Here is a 26,746-nt window from a genome sequence, read left to right on the forward strand (position 1 = left end):
CAAAAAGAATTCTCAAACCCGGCAGAACAAACCCGACAATAAAATGTCCAGATCTGTTTCATACCAAAGGAATCATCACGAGGATGAAAATAATTGGCACTGGCTATATAGCACCCTGTTGAGTTCTCAAAGAACAAGCACACACCTTGCTGGTGTCCCACATTGTGGGATCCCGCTCGGGGCAACTCGTCTAACTTACCGGATCACCCTGCCCGTGTCAAGCGAATCTTTCCTGATTTTTCAGGATCGATTTCCATCAACGTTTCGGCTGACCAGCCCGAACACACTGCCACTCGGTGGCTAGATCAGTTCGGAAGAACCTGCAACCCGGCCGGAGGTCACTTCCGAGAAGACTCTCGGCTGACTCATTCCGCCCGGCTCGTTGCCGGCTCGAAGAACATTACCCGGTCGGTTTCGCGAATGCAAGTCCCGCACCACCCGGATGTCCGGCGGTTTCCGAACTCCCACTTGAGCTTGCCGCTCGCGTGTTTTGTCCGTTCCCCGCTGGCAGAGAGAACATTACGCACCCGGCCGACGATCAAGCAAATCGGGGTCCTGCGGTGCCGATCACATCAGCCCTGAGCTGGGAAAACAGTCCCCGCAACGGCACCGAGCTCGATGTCCCCCACCCGGGCGCGCAAGACGACGGTGTCCCCGTCGACGAGGAACGTGCGTTCCTCGCCCTTCACCATCACCGGCTCCCGCCCGCCCCAGGTGAGTTCCAGGAACGAGCCCACCTGGCCACGCTCAGGACCCGACACCGTGCCCGACGCGAAGAGGTCGCCCGTACGCAGGCTCGCCCCGTTCACCGTCAGGTGCGCCAGCTGCTGCGCCGGCGTCCAGTACATGCTCCGGAACGGGGGCGCCGCCACCACGGTGTCGTTCCACTCGACGGTGATGGCCAGGTCCAGTGCCCGGCGATCGTCGGCCAGGTACGCCTGCACCGCCGGCTCCTGGGCGGGCGCGTCGGTCCAGGCATCCGGGCCGAGCGCGGCGAGCGGCGTGATCCACGCCGACACGGAGGTCGCGAACGACTTGGCCAGGAACGGGCCGAGCGGCTGATACTCCCAGGCCTGGATGTCACGGGCGGACCAGTCGTTGACCAGCACCACGCCGAAGACGTGGTCGCCGAAGCGCTGCCACGGCACCGGCTCGCCCATCGTGGACCCGGCCCCGACCACGAAACCGACCTCGGCCTCGATGTCCAGGCGCCGGCACGGGCCGAAGACTCCCTCGCCGAGCTGCCCGCTGGGGCGTACCACCGGGGTGCCGCTCACCACGACGGTGCCCGCCCGGCCGTGATAGCCGATCGGCACGTGCTTCCAGTTGGGCAGCAGCGGCGGCTGGCCGGGGCGGAACATCTGCCCGACGTTCGAGGCGTGGTGCTCGGAGGAGTAGAAGTCGACGTAGTCGGCGACGCTCCAGGCCAGCACGTTGGTCACGCTCGCGAGCGGGATGAGCAGTGGCTCCACGGCGGCGCGGTGCGCCGGGTCGGTGAGCAGCTCGGTGATCCGCTCCCGCACCGCCGACCAGTGCGCCGGGCCGAGCCCGAGGAACACGTCGAGGTTGGGCGCGCGCAGGCTGTCCGCGGCCAGGATCAGTCCCGCGGCCTCGGCGGCATCCAAATCAAAAGCAACATCCGCGATGCGTACGGCACACCGGGGCCGCCCGTCCGACGGCACGATCACGCCGTACGGGAGATGGCCGATGTCGTAGCCGCTGCCGGCGGCTCCGCTTACCCAGGTCATGCCTTCTCCTCGCTGCGCTCGTCGGCGGCATGACTCCGCAACGACATGATTCGCTCGCGCTGCTCGCTCATGCGCGTCCGTCCAGTAGTCCGAGTTTTTGCAGGTCGGCGAGAGGCTCCGGGATGCTGCACGTGCCGAAGCCCACCCACAGCGGGCGGTCCTGGGTCCGGCGCGCGCGCACCGCCTCGATCAGGGTGAGCGGCTGGGTGGTGGCCAGCAGCCCGGCGACCTCGGTCACCTCGGTGCCTTCGGCGGCGGCGCACGCGGCGGCCAGCACGTTGAGGAAGCCGTGATGGGTGAAGCCGGTCTCGGGGTCGGTGTGCCGGATCGCGTGGTGCAGGCCCGCGGTGAGCTTGAACGGCAGCTCTCGCTCGTGACACGCGATGATCACCGCGGCCAGCTCCATCGGCGTCGGGAACAGCTCGGCGGCCAGTCCCCCGGTGCGGAACTTGGCCGACACGGGCAGGCCGTCCGCGCGCGCCGCGGCGAGCGCGTCCAGCGCGGCCAGCAGCCCCCAGGCGAGCGGGATCTCCGCGAAGCCGGGCACCCCGCGCTCGCGTACCCGGGAAAGGAAGTCCTGCAGCGCGGGCTGCGGGTCCTCGCCGCGGCGGGCCATGGCGGCCTCGACCTGCACGACGCGGACGCCCGCGGGCGGGCGCGCGAAGCAGTCGGCGAGCGGCCCGTCGCCGATGACGCCGACCCCCAGCTCCTCGCCCGGGGTCAGCAGCCGGGCCAGCTCGGCCAGTTGGGACGCCGGCACCAGCAGGGGGCCGACCAGGGATGCGTACCAGGCACGGCGGTGCTCGCGGTGGGCCGCCACGGCGTCGGGCAGCGTGGCGCTGCCGGGCGGGAAGACCGCGGCATCGTCGAGCAGCTGGGCCAGCAGCGGTGGCGTTGACATGATCAGTCAATCTAGTGGACGCTACATAGAGCGGACAAGAGTGTCCGATTATCGGACGCCTCTCTTCGTAAAGTGGACACCGCTCCTAAAAGCGACACCAGGAGGTCGGTCGACATGCCGTACTACCGCACCGTCGGCGAGGTCCCGCGGAAACGGCACACGCAGTTCCGCAAACCCGACGGCGGCCTCCACGCCGAGGAGCTGATGGGCCAGGAGGGCTTCTCCTCCGACTCCTCCCTGCTCTACCACCTGCACGCGCCGACCGCGATCGTCGCCGCGGAGGAGTTCGAGCCGCCCGCGTGGACCCGGCTGCCGAACCGGCCGCTGAAGCCACGCCACCTGCAGACCCACAAGCTCGACCAGACCGGCGCCGACGCGGTGCTCGGGCGGCAGCACCTGCTCGCCAACGACGACTGCCGCATCTCGTACGTGCTCGCCGACACTCCGTCGCCGCTCTACCGCAACGCGATCGGTGACGAGTGCCTATACGTCGAGGCGGGCCGGCTGCGAGTGGAGACGGTGTTCGGCGCGCTGGAGGCGGTCGAGGGCGACTACGTCGTCATCCCCACCTCGGTGGTGCACCGGCTGGTGCCGCTGGAGCCGACCCGGCTGCTGGTCATCGAGGCCACTGGGCACATCGGGCCGCCCAAGCGCTACCTGTCGGTGCGCGGCCAGTTCCTGGAGCACGCGCCGTACTGCGAGCGCGACCTGCGCGGGCCGGACGAGCCGCTGCTGGTCGACGGGACCGACGTCGAGGTGCTGGTGCAGCACCGCCGCGGCTGGACCCGCCACGTGTACGCGCAGCACCCGTTCGACGTGGTGGGCTGGGACGGCTGCCTCTACCCCTGGGCGTTCTCGATCCACGACTTCGAGCCGATCACCGGCCGGCTGCACCAGCCGCCGCCGGTGCACCAGACGTTCCAGGGGCCGAACTTCGTGATCTGCTCCTTCGTGCCGCGCAAGGTCGACTACCACCCGCTGGCCATCCCGGTGCCGTACAACCACCACAACGTCGACTCCGACGAGATGCTCTTCTACACCGGCGGCGACTACGAGGCCCGCCGCGGCTCGGGCATCGGGCAGGGTTCGATCTCGCTACACCCGTCCGGGTTCACCCATGGGCCGCAGCCGGGGGCCGCCGAGCGCTCGATCGGAGCCGAACGATTCGACGAACTGGCTGTCATGGTGGACACATTCCGCCCGTTGGATCTGTGCGAGCCCGCGCTCGCCTGCGAGGATCCCGGGTACGCCTGGACGTGGTCGGGCAGGGCTCCGGGGTAAGCCCACCGACGTTCCCCTGAACCGCCGGGATAGGACGGTGTGCGGAATCGGGCGGCAGTCTGCCGTCATTCGCGCATCGTCCTATCTGCTCTCATACGTATGGCTGATTGGATTCGCGCACAACGAGTCCAGTAGCTGACAACGGCCCGATTTTAATGTTCTAGACATAGATGTTAAGTAGAGTCAGGACGGCCTGGCGGGGAACGTGGCGTTACGCCAACACAGGCAAGCGCGTCGGTCAGATCGCCAGCAGGGCACTTCAGTGGGGAGCTGAGAGTGACTACCGTCCACATAGGTGCGTCCAATGCCGCGGGACAGAATGTCCGCGCCCAGCGCACCGCCGCGACCACCAGGGGGCTGCCCGGCGCACGGGCGCGGTGGGAGTCCCGCTACGTCAAGAGCCTGATCCTCTCGGACGGGGCGGTGGGACTCGTCGCCGCCCTCGTTGCGCTCAAGGTCATCTTCGGCCGCACTGATTTAGTCGAGTACATCGCCTTCAGTCTTTCCCTGCCCACCATTTGGATTCTGGCGCTCTTCGCCAATCGGGCGTACGACCGGCGCTATCTATTCGTTGGTAACGATGAGTACCAGCGCGTTCTGCACAGCGGCCTGGTGCTCGGCGCGGTGATCGGCCTGGGGTCGTACTTCCTGCACCTCGGCGTCGCCCGCGGCTACGTCGTCATCGCGGTGCCGATCGTCACCGTCTACGGCATCATCAGCCGCTACACCCTGCGCCGCCGGCTGCACCGCGCCTGGGCCAAGGGCAGGTGCCTGCGCCAGGTCGTCGTGGTCGGTCACGAGAGCTCGGTCGTCGCGCTCACCCGCCAGCTGCGGCACGAGCGCTACCACGGCCTCGGCGTCGTCGCCGCCTGCGTGCCCGAGCTGCGGGTCGGCTCCCCGCTGGCCGGCATGGGCATCCTCGTGTACGACACCCTGCACGACGTCGCCAGCGTGGTGCGCGAGGTGGGCGCCGACATGGTCATCGTGCTCTCCTGCCCCGAGCTGGAAGGCCCGGAGCTGCGCCGCCTGGCGTGGAGCGTGGAGACGCTGGACGTGGACCTGATGGTCGCCAGCGCCCTGTTCGACGTCGCGAACAGCCGGACCACCATCCGCCCCGCCGACGGCCTGCCCATGCTGCACCTCGACCACCCGCGCTTCTCCGGCGCCCGGCGCTTCCTCAAGGACGCCTCCGACCGGATCCTCGCCGCCGTCGCGCTCGCCATGCTGGCCCCCCTGCTGCTGGTCTGCGCCCTGGTCATCCGGTTCAGCCGGGACGACCGCGGGCCGGCCCTGTTCCGCCAGGTCCGCGTCGGGCAGCACCGGCAGGAGTTCGTCATCTACAAGTTCCGCACGATGTACACCGACGCCGAGGCCCGCCTGGCCGACCTCAGACACCTCAACGAGGGCGACGGCGTGCTGTTCAAGATGAAGAACGACCCGCGCGTGACGCCGTTCGGCCGCTGGCTGCGCCGCTACTCCATCGACGAGCTGCCCCAGCTGATCAACGTGCTCAAGGGCGAGATGTCGCTGGTCGGGCCGCGCCCCCCGCTGGACTCCGAGGTCGAGCAGTACCCGGCCGACATGCACCGGCGCCTGGTGGTCAAGCCCGGCCTGACCGGCCTGTGGCAGGTGTCCGGCCGCTCCGACCTGTCCTGGGAGGAGTCGATGCGACTCGACCTGCGCTACGTCGAGAACTGGTCGCTCACCCTCGATGTCGTGATCATGCTTCGTACCTGCACGGCCGTGCTGCGCAGCTCCGGCGCCTACTGACGGGAGACGACTTCAGTGACGACGTTCCAGGTATCGCATCTCGATGCTCTCGAAGCCGAGAGCGTGTTCGTGATGCGGGAGGTGGTCGCCGAGTTCGAGCGCCCGGTGCTGCTGTTCTCGGGCGGTAAAGACTCGATCGTGATGCTGCGGTTGGCGCAGAAGGCGTTCGCGCCGGGGCGGATCCCGTTCCCGGTGATGCACGTCGACACCGGCCACAACTTCCCCGAGGTCATGGAGTATCGCGACCGGCGGGTCGACGAGCTCGGGTTGCAGCTGATCGTGGCCAGCGTGCCGGAGGCCATCTCGCGTGGGCTCGTGACCGAGCCGGCTGGCGGTTCGCGGAATCGGATTCAGACGCCGGTGTTGCTGGACGCGGTGGACAAGTACCGGTTCGATGCGCTGTTCGGTGGTGCGCGCCGGGACGAGGAGAAGGCGCGGGCCAAGGAGCGGGTGTTCTCGTTCCGGGACGAGTTCGGGCAGTGGGATCCGAAGAATCAGCGTCCTGAGCTGTGGTCTTTGTACAACGGCCGGCATCATCCGGGTGAGAGCATCCGGGTGTTCCCGTTGTCGAACTGGACCGAGCTGGACATCTGGCACTACATCGCGCGGGAGGCGATCCCGCTGCCGTCGATCTACTACGCGCATGAGCGTGAGGTCGTCGACCGGGACGGGATGCTGTTCGCGGTCAACGAGTTCATTGCGGCGCGGGCCGGTGAGTCGGTGTTCAAGGCCAGGGTGCGTTACCGCACGGTCGGGGATGCCACGCTGACCGCCGCCGTCGCGTCGGAGGCGGACACGGTGGAGAAGGTCATCGCCGAGGTCGCCGCGACACGGGTGACCGAGCGTGGCGCCACGCGCGGCGATGACAAGGTCAGCGAGGCGGCGATGGAAGACCGCAAGCGTGAGGGGTACTTCTGATGACCGCTGTTGCAGAGCCCGCCGCCGAGGCCCGGCACGAGGGGCGCGTCGACCTGCTGCGTTTCGCGACGGCGGGGTCGGTCGACGACGGTAAGAGCACGCTGATCGGGCGGCTGCTGTACGACACGAAGTCGCTGTTCGAAGACCAGCTCGAAGCGGTCGAGGCGGTGTCGGCGGCGCGTGGGGACGAGTACACCAACCTCGCCCTGCTCACCGACGGGCTGCGCGCCGAGCGGGAACAGGGCATCACCATCGACGTCGCCTACCGGTACTTCGCCACCCCGCGGCGCAAGTTCATCATCGCCGACACCCCCGGCCACATCCAGTACACCCGCAACATGGTCACCGGCGCCTCCACCGCCGACCTCGCGCTGGTCCTGGTCGACGCGCGCAAGGGCATCGTGGAGCAGTCACGCCGGCACGCGTTCCTGTGCTCGCTGCTGCGCGTGCCGCACCTGGTCCTGTGCGTCAACAAGATGGACCTCGTCGACTACGACCAGCAGGTTTACGACCGCATCGTCGACGAGTTCACCAGCTTCGCGGCGAAACTCGACATCACCGACCTGGCGATCATCCCCATCAGCGCGCTGCAGGGCGACAACATCGCCACACGGTCGGCCAACATGCCCTGGTACGAAGGCCCCAGCCTGCTGCACCACCTCGAACACGTGCACATCGCCTCCGACCGCAACCTCGTCGACGTCCGCTTCCCCGTCCAGTACGTCATCCGGCCCCAGTCCACGACCGTCACCGACTACCGCGGTTACGCGGGCCAGGTCGCCTCCGGCATCCTCAAACCCGGCGACGAGGTCATGGTCCTGCCCTCAGGCATGACCACCCGCATCGCCGGCATCGACACCGCCGACGGACCCGTCACCGAGGCGTTCCCGCCCATGTCGGTGACCGTCCGGCTCGAAGACGAGATCGACATCTCGCGCGGGGACATGATCTGCCGACCCCACAACACCCCCACCCCCGCCCAGGACATCGAAGCCCTCGTCTGCTGGATGGACGAAACCAAGCCCCTCACCGTCGGCGGCAAGTACGCGATCAAGCACACCACCCGCACCGCACGCGCGATCGTCAAAAGCCTGCAATACCGGCTCGACGTCAACACCCTGCACCGCGACGAAACCGCCGGCCAGCTCGGCCTCAACGACATCGGCCGCGTCCGGCTGCGCACCACCATCCCGCTGATGGCCGACGAATACCGCCGCAACCGCACCACCGGCGGGTTCATCATCATCGACGAGACCACCAACCGCACCGTCGCCGCCGGCATGATCATCGAAGCCGGCTAGCCGACACCGGCAGCGCGAACTACCAACAGCCAACCGCACCCGCCCACCGGGCAGGTGCGGTTCGGCATGTCAGGGCACTTGCACCCGCACCGGCGTCCAAGATCTGTTTTTGTGGACGCTGGCTGCCGCTATAGCGACGGTGAGCGTCCACAAAAACGGATCATCGGCACGCCCTCCGGCAACCGACCCCGTGCCGGTCGATCGATCATGAAGTTAGGGCAGCGACACACCGTCGAACACGCCCATAAGTTCATGATCAACGCGGTAGAGGGGGCGGGTGGGCGGGCGGGGTTAGTGGCCGAAGGTTTGGGAGAGGTAGGGGTCGTTGGCGAGGGTGGTGAAGGCTTGGACGGCGTCGAGTTCGGGGGCGAGGGTGGTGTCGTACTTGGGGCGGACGTCCTGCTTGCCGCTGAAGTAGACGACGGCCTTGATCTGGGGCTGCTGGTGCATGACGGCACGCATGTCGTCGAACCAGGCGGCGCGTACGCCGCGCTCCTTCTGCTCGACGCCGAACTCGCCGATGATCAGCGGGCGGGGGCGCTGCCGGGCGAACTCCAGGACCGGTGCCATCAGCTCGGTGAAGGAGTACATCTCCTGGCCGGGGTACACGTCGGCGCAGAGCCAGTCGACCTGGTCGTCGCCGGGGTAGTAGGGCTGCGCCCGGCCGTCGATGAAGCCGTCGGCGTGCGGGCACCACACCCAGGCCGCGTTGGTGGCCCCGACCTCGGTGAAGATGCCGCGTACGCGTTTCCACGCGGCCACGAAGTCCTCGGGTGAGTGCACCACGTTCTGCAGGTTGGGCCGGTCCATCTCCCACCGGTAGCGCAGCAGGATCGGCACCCGGAACGCGCGCACGGCCTCGGCGCGGCGGCGGATCTCCTCGTCGTACACCCCGGTCATGATCGAGCGGGTGTCGGTGCCGGCCCAGGACACCATGAGGAGCATGTTGCGGTGCACCAGCTCGTAGTCGTACGTCGAGGGGAAGTCCTCGCGCCACGGGTGGAACGAGTGGGCGATGGCGAGGTCGCGCCCGATCAGCTTCTCAAAGCCGTCGATGGCGTCGAGCCGGTCGCCGGTGCGCTGCGGGGCGTCGACGTACGCCCCGAACCAGGCGCCTTCCGCGGGCACCTGCGGGCCGCGGCCGGTGGTGACGAACGGCCCTGAGGCGGGCGGGGGCATGACTTTGACGCTCGGGGAGGGGCGCACCGGGGAGGGAGGGACCTCCTCGGCGGCAGGGGTACAGCCGGCCGCCGCCACGACCAGCGCCATCACCAGCCCCGCAGCCGGTAATGAGGTTTTCATCGCACCAAGGTCTCCACTGGGGGTGAGGTCGGCTGCGCCGGGGCCGCGGCCGGCCGGCGACGCAGCTTGCGCAGGCCCGCGAGCTGCAGCGCCTGCCGGTTACGCCAGATCAGCGCGGCGTAGAGGACGGTCGCGAGGAGCACCGCGCCGACGCCGACCAGCGGGTGGTCGCCGAGCGCGAGCCGGGCCGCCAGCGGCAGCGCGCCGTAGCAGCCGACCGCCGCGGCCATCGCGACGAGCCCGCCGCGGGACAGCGGCGACAGCCCGTGCCGGCGCCGCAGCTGGAAGAGGGGCAGCAGGTTCTTGAGCAGCAGCGCCGCCGACCAGGCCAGCGCCGCGCCGACGATGCCGTACGAGGGGATGAGCACGATGTTCAGCACCACGTTCACGCCGAGCGCGAGCATGGTCTGGAAGAAGGCGACGCCGGTGTTGCCGGCCATCTCCTGCACCGTGGAGACCATGCCGCAGGCCGTCGCCACCAGCATGGTCAGCGACAGCACGATGCCGACCACGCCCGCGTCGCCACCGGCCTGGTAGCCCTCGCCGAACACGGACATGAGCTGCCCGCCGAAGATGGCCCAGGTCAGGTAGAACGGCCAGGTCAGCATGATCAGCCAGGTGGTGGTCATGCGGTAGAGCTGGTTGGCCTCGTCGTGCTGGTCCTGGGCGAGCAGCCCGGAGAAGCGGTGCTGCACGGACTGGGCCAGCGCCTGACCGCCGAGCTGCCCGATCACCAGGAACCGGGTGGCCGCGGTGTAGAGCGCCGCGTCGACCGGGCCGCGCAGCGCGGCGACGAGCACCACGTCGAGCCGCTGCAGGGCCAGCTGGGCCAGCCCGGTGCCCGCGCGCGGCGTGGAGTAGCGCCAGAACCGGCCCCAGTCCTCGCGGCCGGGCGCGGCCACCGGCTCTCCCCCGGCCCGCTCGGCACGCCGCCGCAGCCGCGCGGACCACAGCACGGCGACGATCACGGCCAGCGCGTACGGCGCGGCCCAGGCCAGGGCGAGCGCGGCAGAGCTGGTCCAGCCCGCGACCAGCACGGCGGCGACGCCGATCAGCTGGAGGCCGGGTCGCAGCACCCGCTCGACGAGCACGTGCGGCCGGGTGGAGCCGAGCCCGCGGCCGACCGCCAGGTGCACGCCGCTGAGCGTGGACAGGGGCAGGAACACGGCGAACACGCGCACCGCGGCGACGGTGCCGTCCGGGGCGTCGGGCAGCGTCACCGCGACGAACCACGGCGCGGCGGCCCACAGCGCCACGGCGAGCACGAGACTGGCCACCACGACCGGGGCGGTGGCGACGAGCACGGTGGCCCGCAGACGACCGGTCTCGTCGCGGACCCGCTGCTGGGCGAGCAGGTAGACGACGCCGGTCTCCGCGCCGAGCAGCGCCGCCGCGGACAGGATCAGGAACACCGAGGTGAGGGTGAACAGCACCCCGGCGACGCTCGCGTCGAAGCCGCGGGTGACGACCACGGTGAGCGCGAGGCCCGCCAGCGCGGAGACGCCGGCGCCCACGAGGTTGAAGATCCCGGTGCGCATGATGCGCCCCTGGTCCACCCCGTACACGCCGGCGTGGGCCGGCCTGTCCCCGCTCATCGCCGCCAGCTGGGCGTCTGGCCCAGCCAGTCGGCCAGGCGCGCGTCGTACGGCGCGAAGTGGTCCTCCAGCCGCGAGCGCAGCGTGTCCGGCATCGCCATCCGGGGCCGGGCGTTGTGCTGGTCGTGCTCGATGCCGGGCACGTCCGGGATGCCGAGGAAGCCGCACACCCCGGAGAACACCTGCTCCGGCTTGGCGAAGTAGTCGTGGCTGTCCACCACGTGCAGGCGCTCCCGGCCGACCAGCGACTCCAGGTGCAGCAGCTGGTCGACGTACTCGCCGCGGCCGAGGTGGGCCAGGTGGCGTACGGCGTGGCTGTGGTAGCTCGGGTCGGCGGCCATCTTCGCCCGCTCGCCCGCCATCCGCTCCGGCTCCAGGGCGACGGCCTGCTCGAACTTCTCCGTCTCGAAGCCACGGGCGTACTCGTGGGCGTGGCCGGAGTAGGCGCGCTCCACCGGGTCGCGCAGCAGCACGATCAGCTTGACGCCGGGCAGGTCCCGGGCGATGCGCTCCGGGGCGAGCGGGTGCCACATGTAGTACGGGCTGGCCTCGCCGGTGATCGCGGGCATGCCGGTGGCCTGCGCGGTGCGCTCGGCCTTGGCGCGGCTCGGGAAGTGGCCCATGAACCACTTGTGCCCGCGGTGGTAGTCCATGTCGAAGTAGTGCACGCCCTTGCGGAACCTGGGCGGCAGGTACGCCGGGTGCTGCACCAGCGCCTTGTAGAGCGACGTGGTGCCGCCGCGCTGCGTGCCGACGATCAGGAACGACGGCGTCAGCCGCCGGTCCGCGGTGAGCTGTCCCGCGGTCCGGGCCACCACGCCCGCGCGGTGCCAGAGGAACTTGCGTACCCGGCTCTTCGCTGCCATATCTACTGCTTCTCCCCCACCAGAGCTGCCCATCGCCCGCCGAGACCGGCGAGCGCCCCGTTGATCCACTCGTCGACCCGCCCCATCGCCTGGCCGAACCCGTCCTGCCCGTCCCCGAGGTAGCGGCTGCCGATCTCGGCGAAGTAGAGCGCGGCCACGGCACGGGCGGCGTCGCCGTCCAGCCCGAACGGTGCCAGCAGCTCGGCGGCGCGGCGGCCGGTCGCGCGGGCGGCGGGCACCGGGTCCTGTCCGCGTACGGTCACCGCCTCGTGCAGGTCGAAGTGCACGGCGTCGTAACCGACCGGCACGTCCGCGGCGAACCGCTCGAAGTCCCACAGCAGCAGCCGCTCACCGTGGGCGGACATGTTGCCGCCGTTCCAGTCGCCGTGCCAGCAGCCGAAGGGCACCTCGAACCCGGCGCACTCGTCCAGCGCGCGGCGCATGAGACCGGCGGCGGGCCGGTCCCCGAGCCGGCCGATCTGGGCGCGCAGGCGCTCGGCGTAGGCGCTGCTCCGCACCGGGCCGGTGCGTACACCGTCGACCTCGGCGATCGCGCGCATCGCGGCCGTGGACAGCGGGGTGAGCCCGACAGGCGGGGCGTCGCCGCGCACCGGCAGCGCGCCGACGACCAGCAGCCGTGCCCCGGCCCAGGTGCCGAAGTGCAGCACCTCGGGCACCCGCACCGGGCCCAGATCGCGCCCGGCGAGCAGGCCCAGCGCCCGGTGCTCGGCGGTGATCAGCTCGGTGGTGAGCTCGTTGACGGCCATCTTGGCGTACGCCACCGTGCGGCCCCGGCCGTCGATCAGCTGGAGGACCGGCTTGCGGTTGGCCCGGGGCGGGCCGAAGCGCACGCTCAGCCGCACCGGCGTGCCGACCAGCCCGCCGAGGAACGCGGCCAGCGACGGCTCGGCACCGACCGCCAGCCGGTCCCGGAACACCAGGTCACCGGCGCCGACGGTGAACACGCCCGCGAGCACGCGCTGGCGCAGCCGGTCCTTCAGCGAGCGCGGCGCGCTGGTGTTGCGGACCGCCACGCCGGCGGCGCGCCGGTCGCCGTGCGGCACGAGCAGCCGCGCGGAGCCGATGGCCGGGACGACGGTGTAGATCTCGCGCCCGGCGGGCGCGCCGCGGCCCAGGAACACCCGGTCCGGCCCGGCCGGATCCGCGCCGGCGTCCTCTCCCAGCAGGCGGCCCAACTCGGTCAGGAACTCGCTCATGTGTAGACCCGGCTCGTCTCGTTGCGCCAGAGCAGCGCCAGCGAGATCATCATGATCACGAGGGTCATGCCCAGCGAGTTGTAGATGGTCGAGAACCAGATGGCCAGCGGTGCGGTGACCCCGCCCGCGATGCCCACCCAGGAATGGTCGCGCCGGAAGCGCCAGCCCATCCAGGCGAAGAACAGCAGGTAAAGGCCGGCGCCGACGAAGCCCTGCGTGATGAGGAACATCCAGAGCTGGCCGTCGCTGCCGATGTCGCGGTTGCCGCACTGCTCGCACGACGGGCTCTGCCCGATGGCGATGGAGCGCTCGCTGCCGATCGTCTCCGACTGGCCGCCGAAGCCGATGATCGGCGACGCCTTCGCCGCCTCCACCGCGGCCGCGTTCAGCGAGGCACGGCCCTCATTGGAGTGCGGGTTGTCGAACCGCTCCATCACCGTGCTGCCCAGCGGGGTGACCAGCACGATGAGCCCGGCCAGCGCGACGCCGACCAGCACCATGGCGACCGGCATGACACTGCCCTTGATCGCCATCCGCACCACCAGGTAGCCGACCAGGATGGCGACCCCGGCCCACATGCCCCGGTTGAGCGAGTACACCGTCGGCACCATCGAGGCGATGAGGACCAGGACCGGCCAGGTCTTGCCCCAGAGCGTGCGCGGGCCGTGCAGGGTGGCGATGACGAACCAGGGCATCAGCAGCACCAGGCACTGGCCCCAGGTGTTGGTGTACTGGAACGGGGCCGCGGGACGTGGCGACGCCGCCTCGCCGAGGATGCTCTGCCACTGCGCGAACTCGATCTTCACAGACGAGCGCACCCAGCCGTTGCTCAGGATCGACTGCGGCAGCACCTCGGCCAGCGGGGTGACGACCTGGATGCGCGGCAGGAACATGCCCGCGATGCCGCCGATGACCAGCACCACGAAGAAGAACGCGAGGAACTTGATCACGCGCCGGGTGGGCAGCTCCCGCTCCGACATGTTGCCGATGTAGAGCAGCACCACCCCGGCCGCGAAGATGTCGCCCATCCGCTGGCAGAACGCCAGGATGCGGCCGATGCCCATCTCCGGCGGCAGCGCGTCGGGCACCGTCGCGCCGAGCATGGTCACGCTGACCAGGCCGAGGAAGAACAGCAGGATCCACAGCGTGGCCGGGGCGGGCAGCCGCACGCGCCCGCGCCGGATCAGCTCCAGCGCCATCGGGATGGACAGCAGCGGGATCCAGGCCAGGGTCAGGCCGAGCAGCCAGCCGACCGGGTACAGCACGATCATGGCGAACAGCGCCCAGTCGCGGGCCGGCAGCGGCTCGCGGGTGCCGCGCCGGCGCAGCACGGCCGCCAGCGGCGGCAGGGTCTTCACGTGGTCCGGCGGCACGACGACACCCCGGGCGACCGGCGCGTCCTCCCGGGAGGGGGTATGGCCCGCGGTGGCGGTCACGAGGCGGTCACCTTCGCCGTCGTCGGCACCAGCAGCACCCAGGTCGGCCCGGGCGCCAGGCGCACCAGGTACTGCGAGGGGCCGAGGATGTTGAGCGCCGAGTAAAAGCCGGTCTTGTACCAGTGCGCCTCGACGCCCTGGCCCGACGAGAAGATCTGCGCCTTGCCCTCGCCGATCGGATCGGCCAGGGCCACCTCGCGCTTCAGCGCTTTGACGACCTTGCGGGTGTACGGCATGGTCAGCAGCACCAGGTTCGCGGCGGTGACCGGGGCCCCGCCGACGGTGGCCTGCCAGCGCTTGCTCGTCTCGTCGAACTTCCAGGTGAGCGGCGCGTGGCCGGGCGCCGACACGACGACCGTGGTGGCCGGGGTGGTGCCGGTCGCCGCGAGCGGCTCGCCGGGCTGCGCGTACTGGAACAGCGGCGCCGGCTCCAACTGCGAGTCCGGGGCGCCCGCCTGCAGCGTGCCGGTGTTCACGTAGCTGCGCCCGGCGGCCGTGGTGAAGCCGGGCAGCTTCTTCTGCGGCGTCACCGCGGCGAGCTTCGTCGCGGTCAGCAGGTCGAGGAAGCCCTTCGGGGTGCCGTCGTGCGCCACGTACGGCCGCAGCTGGTTGAGCAGCTTGACGTCGGCCGGGCGCACCGCCGCCACCGGCCCGGCCTTGTCGGCGGGCTGCGACTGGTAGACGGCCGCCGCGCGCAGCAGCCTGCCCTCGGCGAACTCCAGCTCGACGATGTCGGCGCGGTCCAGGCCGACCGGCGCGGCGGCGCCGGTGCCCACCTCGATGGGCACCAGGACCGCGGTCTTCGACACGGCGGACGCGTCGACCTCCAGGCCGGTCAGCGGGGCGCGCGGCTTCACCGCCTCGGGCGAGGGCAGCACGAACGGCGACCGGTCGGGCGCCGCGTCGGACTGCTGGCCGGCCGGGCCGACCGAGCAGGCGGCCAGGGCCGCCAGCGTCAGGGCGGCCGCGAGGCTGAGGCGGATCCGGCGGGTCATCGCAGGTCGGCGGTGGTGTTGTCGTCCACGGGAGCACGCTTGCCGACGGCCTTCTTGTCGGACTTGTCGGCTCCCGGGTTCCAGAACTCGATGCGCTCGCCGTCGCCGTCGAGCCGCGGGATGACCATGGTCTGGTCGGATTCGCGCCCGGCGCGCGGCAACTCGGCCTGGGTGGGCACGACCGGCTGGGCCGCGACCGGCTGGGCCTGCGCCTTGCTCTTGCGCGCCTTGCGGGCGGCGCGGGGGCTGCGCACCACGAGCATGCCCGCGAGCGGGCCCTGGACCCGGGCGACCTGCTCGATGGAGGCCTCGACGTCCTCGGCGCGGGCGACGCGGGTCTCCACGACCAGCAGCACCGCGGCGGCGATCTCGCTGAGCGCCTGCGCGTCGACGGCACTGCTCGGCGGGGCGGTGGCCAGCAGCACCCGGTCGGCCTGCGCCTGGAGCTGGACCAGCAGGTCGGACACGGCCGCGACGGGCAGCTCGACCCGCGGGTCGATGCGCCCCGGGCTCAGCAGCGACACCCCGCGGATCGCGGGCACCGCGTAGAGCGCGCTGTCCAGCGCCACCTCACCGGCGATGACGTCACCCAGGCCCTGCGTGGGTGCGACGCCCAGCAGCTGCGGCAGCGACGAGGTGCTGTCGGTGCACACGATCACGACGCGCTCGCCCGAGCGGGCGAAGGCGGCGGCGAGGTTGGAGACCACGAACTCGACCGCCGGCCCGGGGGCGGCGCCGCAGATCAGCAGCGCGTCGGTGGCCGACGGGCGGCCGCCGCGGGCCACGCCCGCGGCCACCCGCAGCACGTTGCGCAGCAGGCTGAACTCGCGCCCGAGCGCGCTGGCCGCGTCGGCCACCGCCGACCGGTCCCGGCCGCGCGGCACCTCCATCAGGATCGGCACGTCGGTGCGGTAGGGGATCTGGCGGCTGTGGTAGATCCGGCTGTCCAGCCGGTCCAGCACCAGCGCGCCGGCCAGGCCCAGCAGCAGGCCGATGCCGACGCCGCTGATGAGGTAGAGCATGAGGTCGGGCTTGGCGGGCCCTTCCGGCTTGGTCGCCGCGGAGAGGATGCTGCCCGGCTTGACGATCGTGGCGAGCAGCGGGATCAGCCGGTTGTTCAGCGTGTTGATCTGCTGCGTCAGGATCTGCTGCTGCTGCACCGCGCGCTGGCGGTCCACCGAGTTGTTCGGCAGCGCGGCCACCTGGCCGGCGACGTCGTTCAGCTGCTTGGTGAGACCGGAGATCTCGTCGCGCATGGCCGCGGCCTGCACGTCGAGGTTCTTCTGCGCGTCGGCGGCGCGCTGGTCCAGGTATGCCTGGGCGAAGGCCTGCGAGCCGCGCTGCGCTTCGGCCACGGTCGGGGCCTCGAAGGCGATCGACAGCACCGAGGTGTTCGCGGGGACGGTCACCGACACCCGCTCGACCAGCGTGTCCACCGGCTCGGTGATGTTGAGCAGGTGCGCGGCCGCGTCGCCGACGGTGGTCGAGCGGACCACCTGCGACTCGGTGTCGAGGTTGACCTTGACGCTGGTGTCCTGCCCCACCTGGAGCACGAGCACCTTCGTCTCGGACACGTACACCTTCGGCTGGGTGGCGGCGAAGCCGAGCCCGCCGACGGCGCCCACGGCCACCGCGAGCGTCACGAGCCACCAGCGGCGGGCAAGCCAGCCGACGTAATCGCCGATGCTTGCCGTCTGCACCGACGCCGCATTAGCAGCCATTGATACCCCTTGGTTCACGAGCAATTAACACATGGCCCCGGACGAGCGGTGCAGTGCAGGTAGACGTCTCGAAACGTAGACGGACCTCACCATAACCACCGCTGCCGGGGACGCGGTCAGCCAAACGGCCACATCTATATGAGACCGGAGTTATTGGACGCCGCCGTCATGGCGACGGGCTCAAGAGTAGGCGTTCGTGAGCAGCCGTTCGGTCAGATCCCGTGCACTGTCGCGCTACCGACAATTCGCAGCGAGGAAATGTTAAATCGTGTCGCTAGGCTGCGGACCGTCTACACAGGAGACGCTGCAACACAGGAGAGGACTGTGGTGGACGAATCGCAACGTGCCCGTCATGTCATGCTGGTCGGCTCCTCCGGCGGCCACCTCGCCCAGCTGTACGCGCTGCGTCCATGGTGGACCGATCGCGCCCGCACCTGGGTGACCTTCCCCACCCAGGACGCGCACAGCCTGCTGGCCGGGGAGCAGAAGGTCGTGTACGCGCACTACCCGACCACCCGCAACATCCCGAACCTGCTGCGCAACGCCCTGCTGGCGGTACGCATGCTGCGCCGCTCGCGCCCCGACGTGGTGATCTCCACCGGGGCCGGCGTCGCGCTGCCGTTCTTCGTGGTGGCCCGCCTGCTGCGCATCCCGACGGTGTACGTCGAGGTCTACGACCGGCTGGAGACGCGCACGCTGACCGCCCGGCTGTGCCGCCCGTTCACCTCGCGCATGCTGGTGCAGTTCGAGGAGCAGCTGCGGCTGTACAAGGGCGCGACGCTGGTGGGACCGCTGCTGTGACGACTCCCTTCGAGACCCACGCCCAGGTCGGGCTCACCGTCCCGGCGCCCCGCCGCCCCGAGCGCGACGCCGTGCTCGTCGTGGTCGGCACCGACGTGCACCCGTTCGACCGGCTGCTCGACTGGGCCGGGCGGCGCACCGCCGAGCAGCAGGTGCCCTGCGTGATGCAGTACGGCTCGTCCGCCGCGCGCGACCTGCCCGGCTCGGCCGCCTTCTTCGACCACGAGACGCTCGGCGAGCGCCTGCGCCAGGCGGCGGTGGTGGTCTGCCACGGCGGGCCCGCCACCATCACCGAGGCGCGCCGCGCCGGGCACAAGCCGATCGTGGTGCCGCGCGACCCCGCCCTCGGCGAGCACGTGGACGACCACCAGCAGCGCTTCGCCGCCCGCATGGGCGAGCTGGGCATGGTCGAGCTGTGCCGCACCGAGGAGGAGTTCCGGCGGGCGCTCGACGCCGCGCTGGCCGACCCGACCCGGCTGCGCATCTCCGGCAGCGAGGCCGGGGCCGCGGCGGTCGAGGCCGCCAAGCGGGTCGGTGCCATCGCCGACGGGCTGGTCACCCGGCCCTCGCGCGGCCTGCTGCCGACCGACGAGGTCACCGTGCTGTTCATCGGCGGCTGGGGCCGCAGCGGCTCCACGCTGACCGACCGGATGCTCGGCCAGGCAGCCGACACCTGCGCGGTGGGCGAGGTGACCCACATCTGGGAGCGCGCGCTGCGCGACAACGAGCGGTGCGGCTGCGGCAGCGCGTTCGACGACTGCCCGTTCTGGGCGAAGGTCGGCGACGTCGCGTACGGCGGCTGGCACACCCTCGACCTGGCCGACGTCATGGCACTGAAGACGCGGGTGGACCGCATGCGCTTCGTGCCCCGCATGGCCCTGCCGTACTGGCTGAACCGCCGCAAGGCGGACCTGCGCGCGTACGGCGAGCTGCACCGGCGGCTCTACCGCGCGATCGCGGAGGTGTCCGGCGCGCGCGTGGTCGTCGACTCCAGCAAGCACGCCTCGCTGGCGTTCGCGCTGCGTCACGCGCGCGGCGTCGATCTGCGCGTGCTGCACCTGGTCCGGGACGGGCGCGCGGTGGCGTACTCGTGGAGCCGCGAGGTGCGCCGCCCGGAGATCGTCGGCGCCGAGGTGTACATGCCGCAGTACTCCACCGTGCAGTCCGGCGTGCTGTGGTCGATCCACAACGCGCTGTTCCACGTGCTCGACTGGGCCGGGGTGCCGACGCTGCGGCTGCGCTACGAGGACGTGGTGGCCCGGCCCGGCGACGGCCTGCGCCGCATCCGCGCGTTCGCCGGGCTCGGCCCCGGGGGCCTCGACTTCCTGTCCGACCCGGCGCCGGGCGAGCAGCTGCCCGTGGCGCAGCTGGAGACCACGCACACCGTGGCCGGCAACCCGATGCGCTTCACCACCGGCCGGGTCGAGCTGCGGCTCGACGCCGCCTGGCGCGGCAAGCTCGCCCCGGGCAAGCGCCGCCTGCTCAGCCTGATCACGTGGCCCGGCCGCGTGCGCTACGGATACCTGAACTGGAGACAGAAATGACGGCGAGCGTCTCGGTGGTGGTGCCCACCCGCAACCGCCCGGAACTGCTGCGCAAGGCGATCGACGCGATCCTCGGCCAGGACTACGCCGGCCCGATCGAGGTCGTGGTGGTGTACGACCAGAGCGAGCCGGACCACTCCCTGGAGCGCGCCGACGCGCACCGCCGCGTCCGGGTCATCACCAACGAGCGCACTCCCGGCCTGGCCGGGGGTCGCAACACCGGCATCCTGGCCGTCACCGGCGAGCTGGTCGCGTTCTGCGACGACGACGACGAGTGGCTGCCGGGCAAGCTCGCCGCGCAGGCGGACGTGCTGGCCGCGCGCCCGGAGGCGGAGCTGTGCTCGATCGGCGTGGTCATCGACTACGACGGCCGGGACGTGGACCGCACCCTCGGCGTCGACTCGGTGACCCTGCCGGACCTGCTGCGCTCGCGGCTGACCGAGCTGCACCCGTCCACCTTCCTGTTCCGGCGCGCGGCGCTGGTGGACGGGATCGGGCTGGTCGACGAGAACATCCCGGGCAGCTACGCCGAGGACTACGAGCTGCTGCTGCGGGCGGCCCGGCGGGCGCCGATCGCGAACGCGCCGGGGGTCGGGGTGCGGGTGCGCTGGCACCGGCAGTCGTACTTCACCGCGCGCTGGGCGACCATCGCCGAGGCCCTCGAATGGCTGCTGGAGCGCTACCCGGAGTTCGCCGGCGCGCCGCGCGGCTGCGCCCGGATCACCGGGCAGATCGCGTTCGCGCAGGCCGCGGGCGGGCACCGGCGGGACGCGATGCGCTGGGCCGGGCGGACCATCCGGCACAGCCCGCGTGAGGCGCGGTCGTACCTCGCCCTGGCCGTGGCGACCCGGCTGGTCTCGGCCGACACGGTGCTGCGCCGCCTGCACGAGCGCGGCCGCGGCATCTGACCCGCGAGCACGGCAGAGGGGCGGGATCCGCTGGATCCCGCCCCTCTGTCATCCCGTCAGGCGTCGCAGAACGAGCGCCACGCCCGCTGCGAGACCGTGTCCCGCAGCCGGAAGTCGTGCGTGGTCCAGTCGATGTCGAAGTACGTGATCCAGAGACCCTTGTTCTTGATGGTCTCGTTCGCCATCGCGGTGAGCCACGCCGCGCGGGTGTTGCCGGTGGTGTCGCTGGCCAGCTTCGCGCTGCCCATCTCGGCGATGCCCCACGGCTTGCCCTCGCCCTTGGAGATCGCCGCGACGCGGCCGACCAGGTCGGTGGCGGGGGTGTACTTGTTCTTGTCCCAGTTGTAGACGTCCCAGCCCAGCACGTCGATCACGTCGCCGCCCGGGTAGTAGTCCCGCCACTTGCGGCCGGACTGGGACATCAGCGTCCAGTCCATCAGCACCAGGGTGGCGTGCAGCTTGCTGTTGCCCGCCTGGTCGGCCAGGCCCGCCAGCCGCTTCCACGCCGCCCGGTAGTCGGGCGCGGTGAACACGCCGGACTCGATGTTGTCCTCGGGCTCGTGGTAGTAGACCCAGTACACGTCCCGGTCCCGCGGCGCCTTGGCGAACCAGTCCTTCAGGTACGCGTCCTTCGACCCGTTCAGGATGTCCTTCGGGTTGTACTTGAACGACACGATCACGGTCCGGTTGGCCTTGCCCGCGTTGCCGGGCCAGGCCGCGGGCGCGCCGGGGTAGAACACGCGCACCGACTCCAGGCCGCCGAAGTAGCCGTCCTCGCGAGCCAGCGCCTGCGTGTACGACTCGCCGTTCTCCTGGTAGAAGGACGCGCCGCAGAGGGTGCGCCCCGCCGGGATGGTGCTCGGCGGGGGCGGGTTGCCCGTGCTCGTGCTCGGGCTGGTCCCGGGGCTCGCCGACGCGGACGGCGCCGCCGAGCCGGAGACGCCCGGCGACGGGGTGCCCGACACGCTGCCGCTCGGCTTCGGCCCGCCCTGGTGCCCGTCCAGCGGGGCCCGGTCCGGCGCGCCGACCTCGATGAAGCTCACCGCTAGCGCCGGGGCGCCGTCGCCGTGCTCCCCCGCGAACATGGTCAGCGTCTCGGTGTCGCTGGCGTTGGTCACCGCGAACGAGACGTCCACGGGCGCCTGCTCGGGCTCGTCGCTCGGCGTCACCGCACCGCCGACGTCGAAGCTGACCAGATTCTTATCGGACACCTGCGGGCTGCCCAGCACCTGGCCCAGGCCGGGCCGGTTGGTGTACGCCAGCTCGCGCTCGTTCCACTCGCTGCTGAGCACCGAGCGCACCTGCAGCCCGGCCGGCGGCGTCGCGTCCGCCTGCAGCTGCAGGGACATGCCGGAGATGCGGAAGCCGGACGGGATGGCGACCTGGAACTTCAGGTAGGTCACCGCGTAGTAGTCCGCGCGCGAGACCGAGACGAGGGTGTCCCGGGCCCCGAACACGGTGTCGGGCTCCTCGCGCACCACGTAGGTGTCCTCGGCCACCGGGATGCGCGACGACGCGGTCTCCGGCGGGGAATCCTTCGCCAGCACGACGGCGACGCCGATGAGCGCCACGCCGACGCAGGCGGCGACGATCGCCGCGATGATCATTTTCCCGCGGGAGGGCGGCCAGAAGCCACGTCGCCGTGATCGAGGGTCGAATCGTTCGGTCGGTGCGGGTCGAGCGCGTAATGAGGGGTTGACCACAATCAGACTCCGAACAGGTCTCGCGGCCCGTGCCGCGATCTTCTCAGCGAACTCGAGACAGCGGTGTGCGGCACCGCCGCGAGACGCGAACGCCCGCACCGATGCCGCACCACTCACCGTCTATGGAGATCACATTTCTCGTGATCGGTGACCGGATCCGATCCGCTCACGCAGCCGGCAATGGAAAGAACGCAATCCTTCCATGGAACTCGCCATGAACGGTATCCGTGTCACTCGCGATCCACAGTCCCGCGGAAGTGGGGTAGATGTCCTCGGTGCCCACCCCGCGATCCTTTCCGGGATTCCACAGGAACGCCTTGCCGGTCACCGGATTGATCGCGCCGATGCCCTCGGCCTCCACCGCGCCCGGCCCGGCGCTGTCGGTGCCGTTCGGGTTGTCCAGCCAGCGCTGGTGGCCGCCCACGTAGACGGCGTACCCGGCCACGGCCACCGAGAGCAGGGTGTCGCCGCCGGTGTAGTTGACCCATACCGGCTGCTTGCCGGCGACCGCGGAGGTCAGGTCCCAGCGGGCCGCGGTGTCGCACAGCGAGCCGGTCCGCTTCGCGCCCGTGGTGACCGCGGCGAACCAGGTGCCGTCGGCCGAGATGTCGACCGCGCGCATGTACGTCGGGAACGACGGCGAGCACTGCTGCTGGTAGCGGGTGGTGCTCCAGGGCGACAGCGTCGCGGGCGAGGTGGCCAGGTTGACCACCGCGATCTGGTGGCGGGCCTGCCCGGCGACCGAGCTGAAGTTGCCCATGATGACCAGCTTCGAGCCGTCCGGGGTGACGTCCATGCCGGTGACCTTCACCCCGGAGGTGGCGCCGGTGCTGGTCACCCGGGCTCCGTCGAGGTTCATGTTGACCGACGCGTCGGCCGCGCCGGTGGTGGCGTTCAGCGCCGCGAGACCGCGCCGGGTCGCCCCGCCCACGGCCTGGAAGCGCCCGCCCAGCAGCAGCCGGTTGCCGGTCAGCCGCAGCTCGTCCACTCCGCCGGTGATGTCCGGCACGGTGAACCCGGACACCGAGGCGCCGGTCGTCGCGCTGATCCGCTCCACGCTGCGGGAACGCACGTTGTTGACGTTGGTGAAGTCGCCGCCGATGTAGATCGACTGCCCGTCCGGGGCCGCGACCAGCGAGCGCACCGTGCCGTCGACCACCGGCTTGAAGGTGTTGTCGATGGCGCCGGTGGTGGCGTTGAACGCGAACAGCCGGCGCTGCGTGATCACCGTGCCCGAGCTGGCGCTGCGGATCTGCGTGAACGAGCCGCCGACGTAGACGCGGCTGCCGATCTGCAAGATCTTGAAAGCCGTCCCGTCGAGGGCGTGCGGCGTCCAGTTGACCGGGTCCTGGCCCACCAGGGCGGAGTGCTGGATCGACACGGCCGACGCGGAGGCGCCCAGGCCTACCGCGGCGACGGTCGCCACCGAGGCGAGTGCCAGCAGCACCCTGCGCCGCCTGCCGCGACGCGCGATCGAGAAGCCATACATACCCGGATGCTGCCAAAGATCGGCGATCCGTCCTGTCGCGCAGCCGACCATTGCCCGGCCGGAATGACGCTTGCGTGAATACCACTTCACGCGCTATTCCGGGGCTGTTGTCGGCAATTCGCCCCGCAATTCGGGATACGGTAGCCGTTCGTCCCCGTAACCCGCAACGGCCGTCCCCCGAAAGGCGTCGGACCGGCCACCGCGGGGTGGCCGGTCCGACGTCATTCCGTTGCGGTACGCCCGCGGGTCAGCCGCGGATGAACGCGCCCGGCGAACGCCAGTCGACGTTGTCGATCGTCGGGCCGCTCACCGCGGCCGCCGTGCCGGTGAAGCCGGTGCCGTCGAACGCCCGGCGCACCAGGCGCCCGTCCGTGCCGCCGCGCGACCAGTACACGTAGCCGCCGGAGAGGAACAGCACGCCCGACGGGGCGGACAGGTTCTCCAGTGCGGTGGACAGGCCGCTGCCGTTCGCCTGGTAGCGGACCGCGCCGGCGATGCCGCTGTCCGGGCTGAAGGCCCGCCAGAACAGGGCGTTCTGGCCGTTGATGGTGTAGTACAGCCGGCCGTTGCTGTAGAACATGCTCCGCACGTTCGGCAGCTCGGTGTAGATGGCCGTCTTCACCGCGGCGTACGTCAGCGTGGTGGTCGGCTTGTCGTCGACGAGCTGCGTGTCCCAGCGCGGGTCCGAGTGCGGGTTGTGCACCGCGGCCGGGCCGAAGTTCACGCCGTCGAAGGTGCGCTTGTAGATGTTGCCGTCCGACATGCCGTAGTACAGCGTGTTGTCGACCAGGAACGCGCCCCGCAGGTTCTGCCACGCGGTCCCGTCGGCGCCGCCCACCGCGGTGAGCGCGCCCGCGACGCTGCCGTCGTACGCCCGCTTGGCCACGCCGTTGCCGGTGCCCGCGCTGGTCCGCACGATCTCGACCGCGTCCACCGCCGGGTCGAGCGACCCGTGCAGGAACTCGATGTTGACCGTCCCGTCACTGGTGACCGGGAACTTCAGCGTGTGCCCGACCTTGTAGCCGACCGCCGCCATCGTGTCGTAGTCGTCGGCCACCGTGACACCGTCGATCTTGATGTCGAACACCCGGTCACCGACCAGGTGGTACGCCCAGTCCCGGGCCACGAAGGAGAGGCGGACCTCCACCTGCGTGCCGGCGGTCACCGGGAAGTTCCACATCATCTCCGGCGCGGCCGACGGGTCGTACCGCCGGTCCGTGAACGCGGCCAGCGGCGTGCCCGCCGGGACGGAGGCGTCCAGGGTGATCGTGTTGGACGCGATGCTGTTCGTGCTGCCACCGGTGTTGTGGTAGCCGCTCGGCGCGGCATTGGTGTCGGCGTCCCAGTTGAGCAGGCCGTCGGTCGCGGTCAGCGCCGGGCCGCCCGCGTTCACGCGGTACAGCACGTCGTTGGCGGGGATGCTGACGGAGTTGTTCGGGAAGAACACCTCGGTCGGCAGGTCGCCCACCACGCCCTGCGGCGGCACCTGCCCGCCCGCGAGCGGGAAGTACGCGATCCGGCCGCGCTGGTAGTCGAAGTTGCCGATCCACTCGGTGTCCGAGCCGACGTACAGGCCGTCCTCGGTGGCGTACAGCGCCGAGGCGCCGATGCCGCGCGGGTGGCGGCCGGGGTTCCACGCCATCGGGATGCCGTTCATCGGCTCCAGCGCGGCCAGGCCCGGACGGGCCACCGAACCCTGGCGGGCGCGGTCGCTGCCCTCGGGGTTGTTCATCCAGCGCTGGTGGCCGCCGACGTACACCGCGGTGCCGGTGATCGCCACCGACAGCAGGGTGTCGCCGCCGGTGTGGTTCACCCAGGTCGGCTGCAGGTTGGTGCCGGTGGCCGAGATCTCCCAGCGGCTCGCGGCGTCGCACAGCGAGTTCGCGCCCTGCGGGCCGCCGGTGGTCACCACCACGAAGTAGCTGCCGTCCGGCGAGATGTCGAGGTCACGGACCCACTTGTCGAACGCGTTGCGGTTGCAGGTGTCGTCGAACCGGTTGGTGTGCCAGCTCGCGATCGCCGCCGACGCGCCGGTCAGGTCGAGCATCACGACCTGGTCGTAGTCGCCGCCGTTGGCCTGCTTGAAGTTGCCCAGCACGACCGCCTTCGTGCCGTCCGGCGTGACGTCGACCTCGGTCGGGCCGACCGAGGAGTTGGCCCCGGTGCCGTTGTAGTTGTGGTGCCCGGTCAGCGCGACCTGCACGAACGGGTCCATCGCGCCGGTGAGCGCGTCCAGCGATGCCAGGCCGTTGCGGGTGTCCGGGCCGACCGTGGTGAAGAAGCCGCCGACCAGCAGCCGGTTGCCGAACCGCTTCACGGTGGTGACCGCGCCGTTCATCGACGGCGCCTTGAACGAGCTGAGCAGCGTGCCGTCGGCCGTGTTGAGCACGACCAGCTTGCTCCAGCCGCCGGGCACGTTGTTGACGCCGGTGAACCGTCCGCCGACCAGCACGGTGTTCGCCACCGGGCCCGGCTGCAGCGTCATCACCTCGTCGTTGATGACGGGCGTGAAGGCGGTGTCCACCAGGCCGGTGGTCGCGTCGAAGGCGAACAGGTTCGGCCGGGCATGCACGGTGCCGGTGCCGCGGTCGGTGACGGCGGTGAACGTGCCGCCGACGAAGACCTTGTCACCGACCTTGACGATCGCGTTGACGGTGCCGTCGTTGATGTTCGGGGTAGCGGTCGACGGGACCGCGGACACCGTACGGTCGTGCGACGGCTGCACCGCCGTAGCCGGCCCCACGGCCAAGAGCACGGCGCCGAGGACTGCCAGTCCCGCGACCGTGGTGCGACCAATTCTTCGCAAGTTGACTCCCACCCAACCCAAGGAAGTGGGCACGGGTGATCACCGGTGCCCTGGCGCGATGAGCCGCAGCTGAACGCTAAACCTGAAGCTTCAGTGAGGTTGGTTGCGCACGCAAGGGCACGCGGGGCCAATGTGTCTGATCGGACAGTCGATTCACACCCGTGTCGGGCGGTCGCCGTATTTTCGCGGCCGTGAATCGGCCAGGTGCCGCGACCTGGCGTTGATCAGCTCTTCCTGGTGTCGGCGTTGCGACATGCGGATCGACGAGACCCGACAGCACTCTGCCCACGACGTGATAGGACCCCGAACGGCTAGTCTAATTCGGACTGGTCTTCATCGCCACCCCCGTCGGGCGCTCACTCATGATCGGCCACGCTTCCTGGGCGGCCTGCCTGATCGGCGGCTCGTGTCAAAGAGTGCGGCTGGACCGCACCTTCCGACACG

19 protein-coding genes and 1 rRNA gene (1 of these 20 running past the window's edge) are annotated in these 26,746 nt (G+C 70.7%); 7 read left to right on the forward strand and 13 right to left on the reverse strand.

Features of this window, described 5'->3' with window-relative positions; translation table 11 throughout:
* From CS0771_RS05065 to CS0771_RS05075, 3 genes are all read right to left on the reverse strand, one after another.
* Positions 1–6: ribosomal RNA gene (locus CS0771_RS05065) — 16S ribosomal RNA — on the reverse strand (it extends 1,509 nt beyond the left edge of the window).
* A 566-nt stretch (positions 7–572) separates the two neighbouring features.
* Positions 573–1,748 carry a fumarylacetoacetase gene (gene fahA, locus CS0771_RS05070; RefSeq protein ID WP_212839991.1) on the reverse strand — a complete coding sequence of 392 codons (1,176 nt, stop codon included), beginning with the start codon at positions 1,746–1,748 and terminating at the stop codon, positions 573–575.
* A gap of 67 nt (positions 1,749–1,815) precedes the next feature.
* Positions 1,816–2,649, reverse strand: a complete 834-nt coding sequence (locus CS0771_RS05075) for a hypothetical protein (RefSeq protein WP_212839992.1) — start codon at positions 2,647–2,649, stop codon at positions 1,816–1,818.
* Between the two features lie 114 nt (positions 2,650–2,763).
* Between CS0771_RS05075 and CS0771_RS05080 the strand changes: the two genes are divergently transcribed.
* From CS0771_RS05080 to cysN, 4 genes are all read left to right on the forward strand, one after another.
* Positions 2,764–3,930, forward strand: a complete 1,167-nt coding sequence (locus CS0771_RS05080; RefSeq protein WP_212839993.1) for a homogentisate 1,2-dioxygenase — start codon at positions 2,764–2,766, stop codon at positions 3,928–3,930.
* Between the two features lie 276 nt (positions 3,931–4,206).
* Positions 4,207–5,700 (forward strand): sugar transferase, encoded by a 1,494-nt coding sequence (locus tag CS0771_RS05085; protein ID WP_244870610.1) that lies wholly within the window; start codon positions 4,207–4,209, stop codon positions 5,698–5,700.
* 72 nt (positions 5,701–5,772) lie between these two features.
* Positions 5,773–6,618: a sulfate adenylyltransferase subunit CysD gene (gene cysD, locus CS0771_RS05090; RefSeq protein ID WP_244871307.1), complete on the forward strand. Its 846-nt coding sequence runs from the start codon at positions 5,773–5,775 to the stop codon at positions 6,616–6,618.
* Entirely contained in the window at positions 6,618–7,919 is a 1,302-nt protein-coding gene (gene cysN, locus CS0771_RS05095; protein WP_212839995.1) for a sulfate adenylyltransferase subunit CysN, read from the forward strand. Before cysD ends, cysN begins: the two co-directional genes overlap by 1 nt.
* Before the next feature lie 291 nt (positions 7,920–8,210).
* Here cysN and CS0771_RS05100 read toward each other — a convergent pair whose 3' ends face one another.
* The 7 genes from CS0771_RS05100 to CS0771_RS05130 are packed head-to-tail and all read right to left on the reverse strand — an operon-like array spanning position 8,211 to position 17,051.
* Positions 8,211–9,221: a glycoside hydrolase family 26 protein gene (locus tag CS0771_RS05100; RefSeq protein WP_212839996.1), complete on the reverse strand. Its 1,011-nt coding sequence runs from the start codon at positions 9,219–9,221 to the stop codon at positions 8,211–8,213.
* Entirely contained in the window at positions 9,218–10,816 is a 1,599-nt protein-coding gene (locus tag CS0771_RS05105) for an oligosaccharide flippase family protein (RefSeq protein ID WP_212839997.1), read from the reverse strand. The genes CS0771_RS05100 and CS0771_RS05105 overlap by 4 nt, the downstream gene beginning before the upstream one ends.
* Positions 10,813–11,682 (reverse strand): sulfotransferase domain-containing protein, encoded by an 870-nt coding sequence (locus CS0771_RS05110; protein ID WP_212839998.1) that lies wholly within the window; start codon positions 11,680–11,682, stop codon positions 10,813–10,815. The genes CS0771_RS05105 and CS0771_RS05110 overlap by 4 nt, the downstream gene beginning before the upstream one ends.
* A 2-nt stretch (positions 11,683–11,684) precedes the next feature.
* Positions 11,685–12,899 (reverse strand): hypothetical protein, encoded by a 1,215-nt coding sequence (locus CS0771_RS05115; RefSeq protein WP_212839999.1) that lies wholly within the window; start codon positions 12,897–12,899, stop codon positions 11,685–11,687.
* On the reverse strand, positions 12,896–14,335 hold the full coding sequence (locus CS0771_RS05120; protein ID WP_212840000.1) for an O-antigen ligase: 1,440 nt from the start codon (positions 14,333–14,335) through the stop codon (positions 12,896–12,898). Before CS0771_RS05120 ends, CS0771_RS05115 begins: the two co-directional genes overlap by 4 nt.
* Positions 14,332–15,330, reverse strand: coding sequence for a DUF3048 domain-containing protein (locus CS0771_RS05125; RefSeq protein ID WP_212840001.1), 999 nt, complete (start codon positions 15,328–15,330; stop codon positions 14,332–14,334). Before CS0771_RS05125 ends, CS0771_RS05120 begins: the two co-directional genes overlap by 4 nt.
* Positions 15,327–17,051, reverse strand: a complete 1,725-nt coding sequence (locus tag CS0771_RS05130) for a Wzz/FepE/Etk N-terminal domain-containing protein (RefSeq protein ID WP_212840002.1) — start codon at positions 17,049–17,051, stop codon at positions 15,327–15,329. Before CS0771_RS05130 ends, CS0771_RS05125 begins: the two co-directional genes overlap by 4 nt.
* A gap of 357 nt (positions 17,052–17,408) precedes the next feature.
* Between CS0771_RS05130 and CS0771_RS05135 the strand changes: the two genes are divergently transcribed.
* From CS0771_RS05135 to CS0771_RS05150, 3 genes are read left to right on the forward strand one after another with little or no spacing between them, the layout of a single operon-like run.
* Positions 17,409–17,852 (forward strand): UDP-N-acetylglucosamine--LPS N-acetylglucosamine transferase, encoded by a 444-nt coding sequence (locus CS0771_RS05135; RefSeq protein WP_239125713.1) that lies wholly within the window; start codon positions 17,409–17,411, stop codon positions 17,850–17,852.
* A complete protein-coding gene (locus CS0771_RS38545; RefSeq protein WP_244870611.1) occupies positions 17,849–19,396 on the forward strand; it encodes a glycosyltransferase in 1,548 nt (515 codons plus the stop codon). The genes CS0771_RS05135 and CS0771_RS38545 overlap by 4 nt, the downstream gene beginning before the upstream one ends.
* Positions 19,393–20,304: a glycosyltransferase family 2 protein gene (locus CS0771_RS05150; RefSeq protein WP_212840003.1), complete on the forward strand. Its 912-nt coding sequence runs from the start codon at positions 19,393–19,395 to the stop codon at positions 20,302–20,304. Before CS0771_RS38545 ends, CS0771_RS05150 begins: the two co-directional genes overlap by 4 nt.
* Before the next feature lie 56 nt (positions 20,305–20,360).
* On the opposite strand, the gene CS0771_RS05155 is transcribed toward CS0771_RS05150, so the two are convergent.
* From CS0771_RS05155 to CS0771_RS05165, 3 genes are all read right to left on the reverse strand, one after another.
* The gene (locus tag CS0771_RS05155) at positions 20,361–21,911 is read right to left on the reverse strand and encodes a DNRLRE domain-containing protein (protein WP_212840004.1); all 1,551 of its coding nucleotides are present in this window, start codon (positions 21,909–21,911) and stop codon (positions 20,361–20,363) included.
* Between the two features lie 262 nt (positions 21,912–22,173).
* On the reverse strand, positions 22,174–23,496 hold the full coding sequence (locus CS0771_RS05160) for a hypothetical protein (RefSeq protein ID WP_244870612.1): 1,323 nt from the start codon (positions 23,494–23,496) through the stop codon (positions 22,174–22,176).
* A 247-nt stretch (positions 23,497–23,743) separates the two neighbouring features.
* Complete coding sequence (locus CS0771_RS05165; protein WP_212840005.1) at positions 23,744–26,302, reverse strand: malectin domain-containing carbohydrate-binding protein; 2,559 nt, start codon at positions 26,300–26,302, stop codon at positions 23,744–23,746.
* Positions 26,303–26,746 lie beyond the last annotated feature (444 nt).

It is taken from the genome of Catellatospora sp. IY07-71 (genome assembly GCF_018326265.1).
Classification (GTDB): Bacteria; Actinomycetota; Actinomycetes; order Mycobacteriales; family Micromonosporaceae; genus Catellatospora.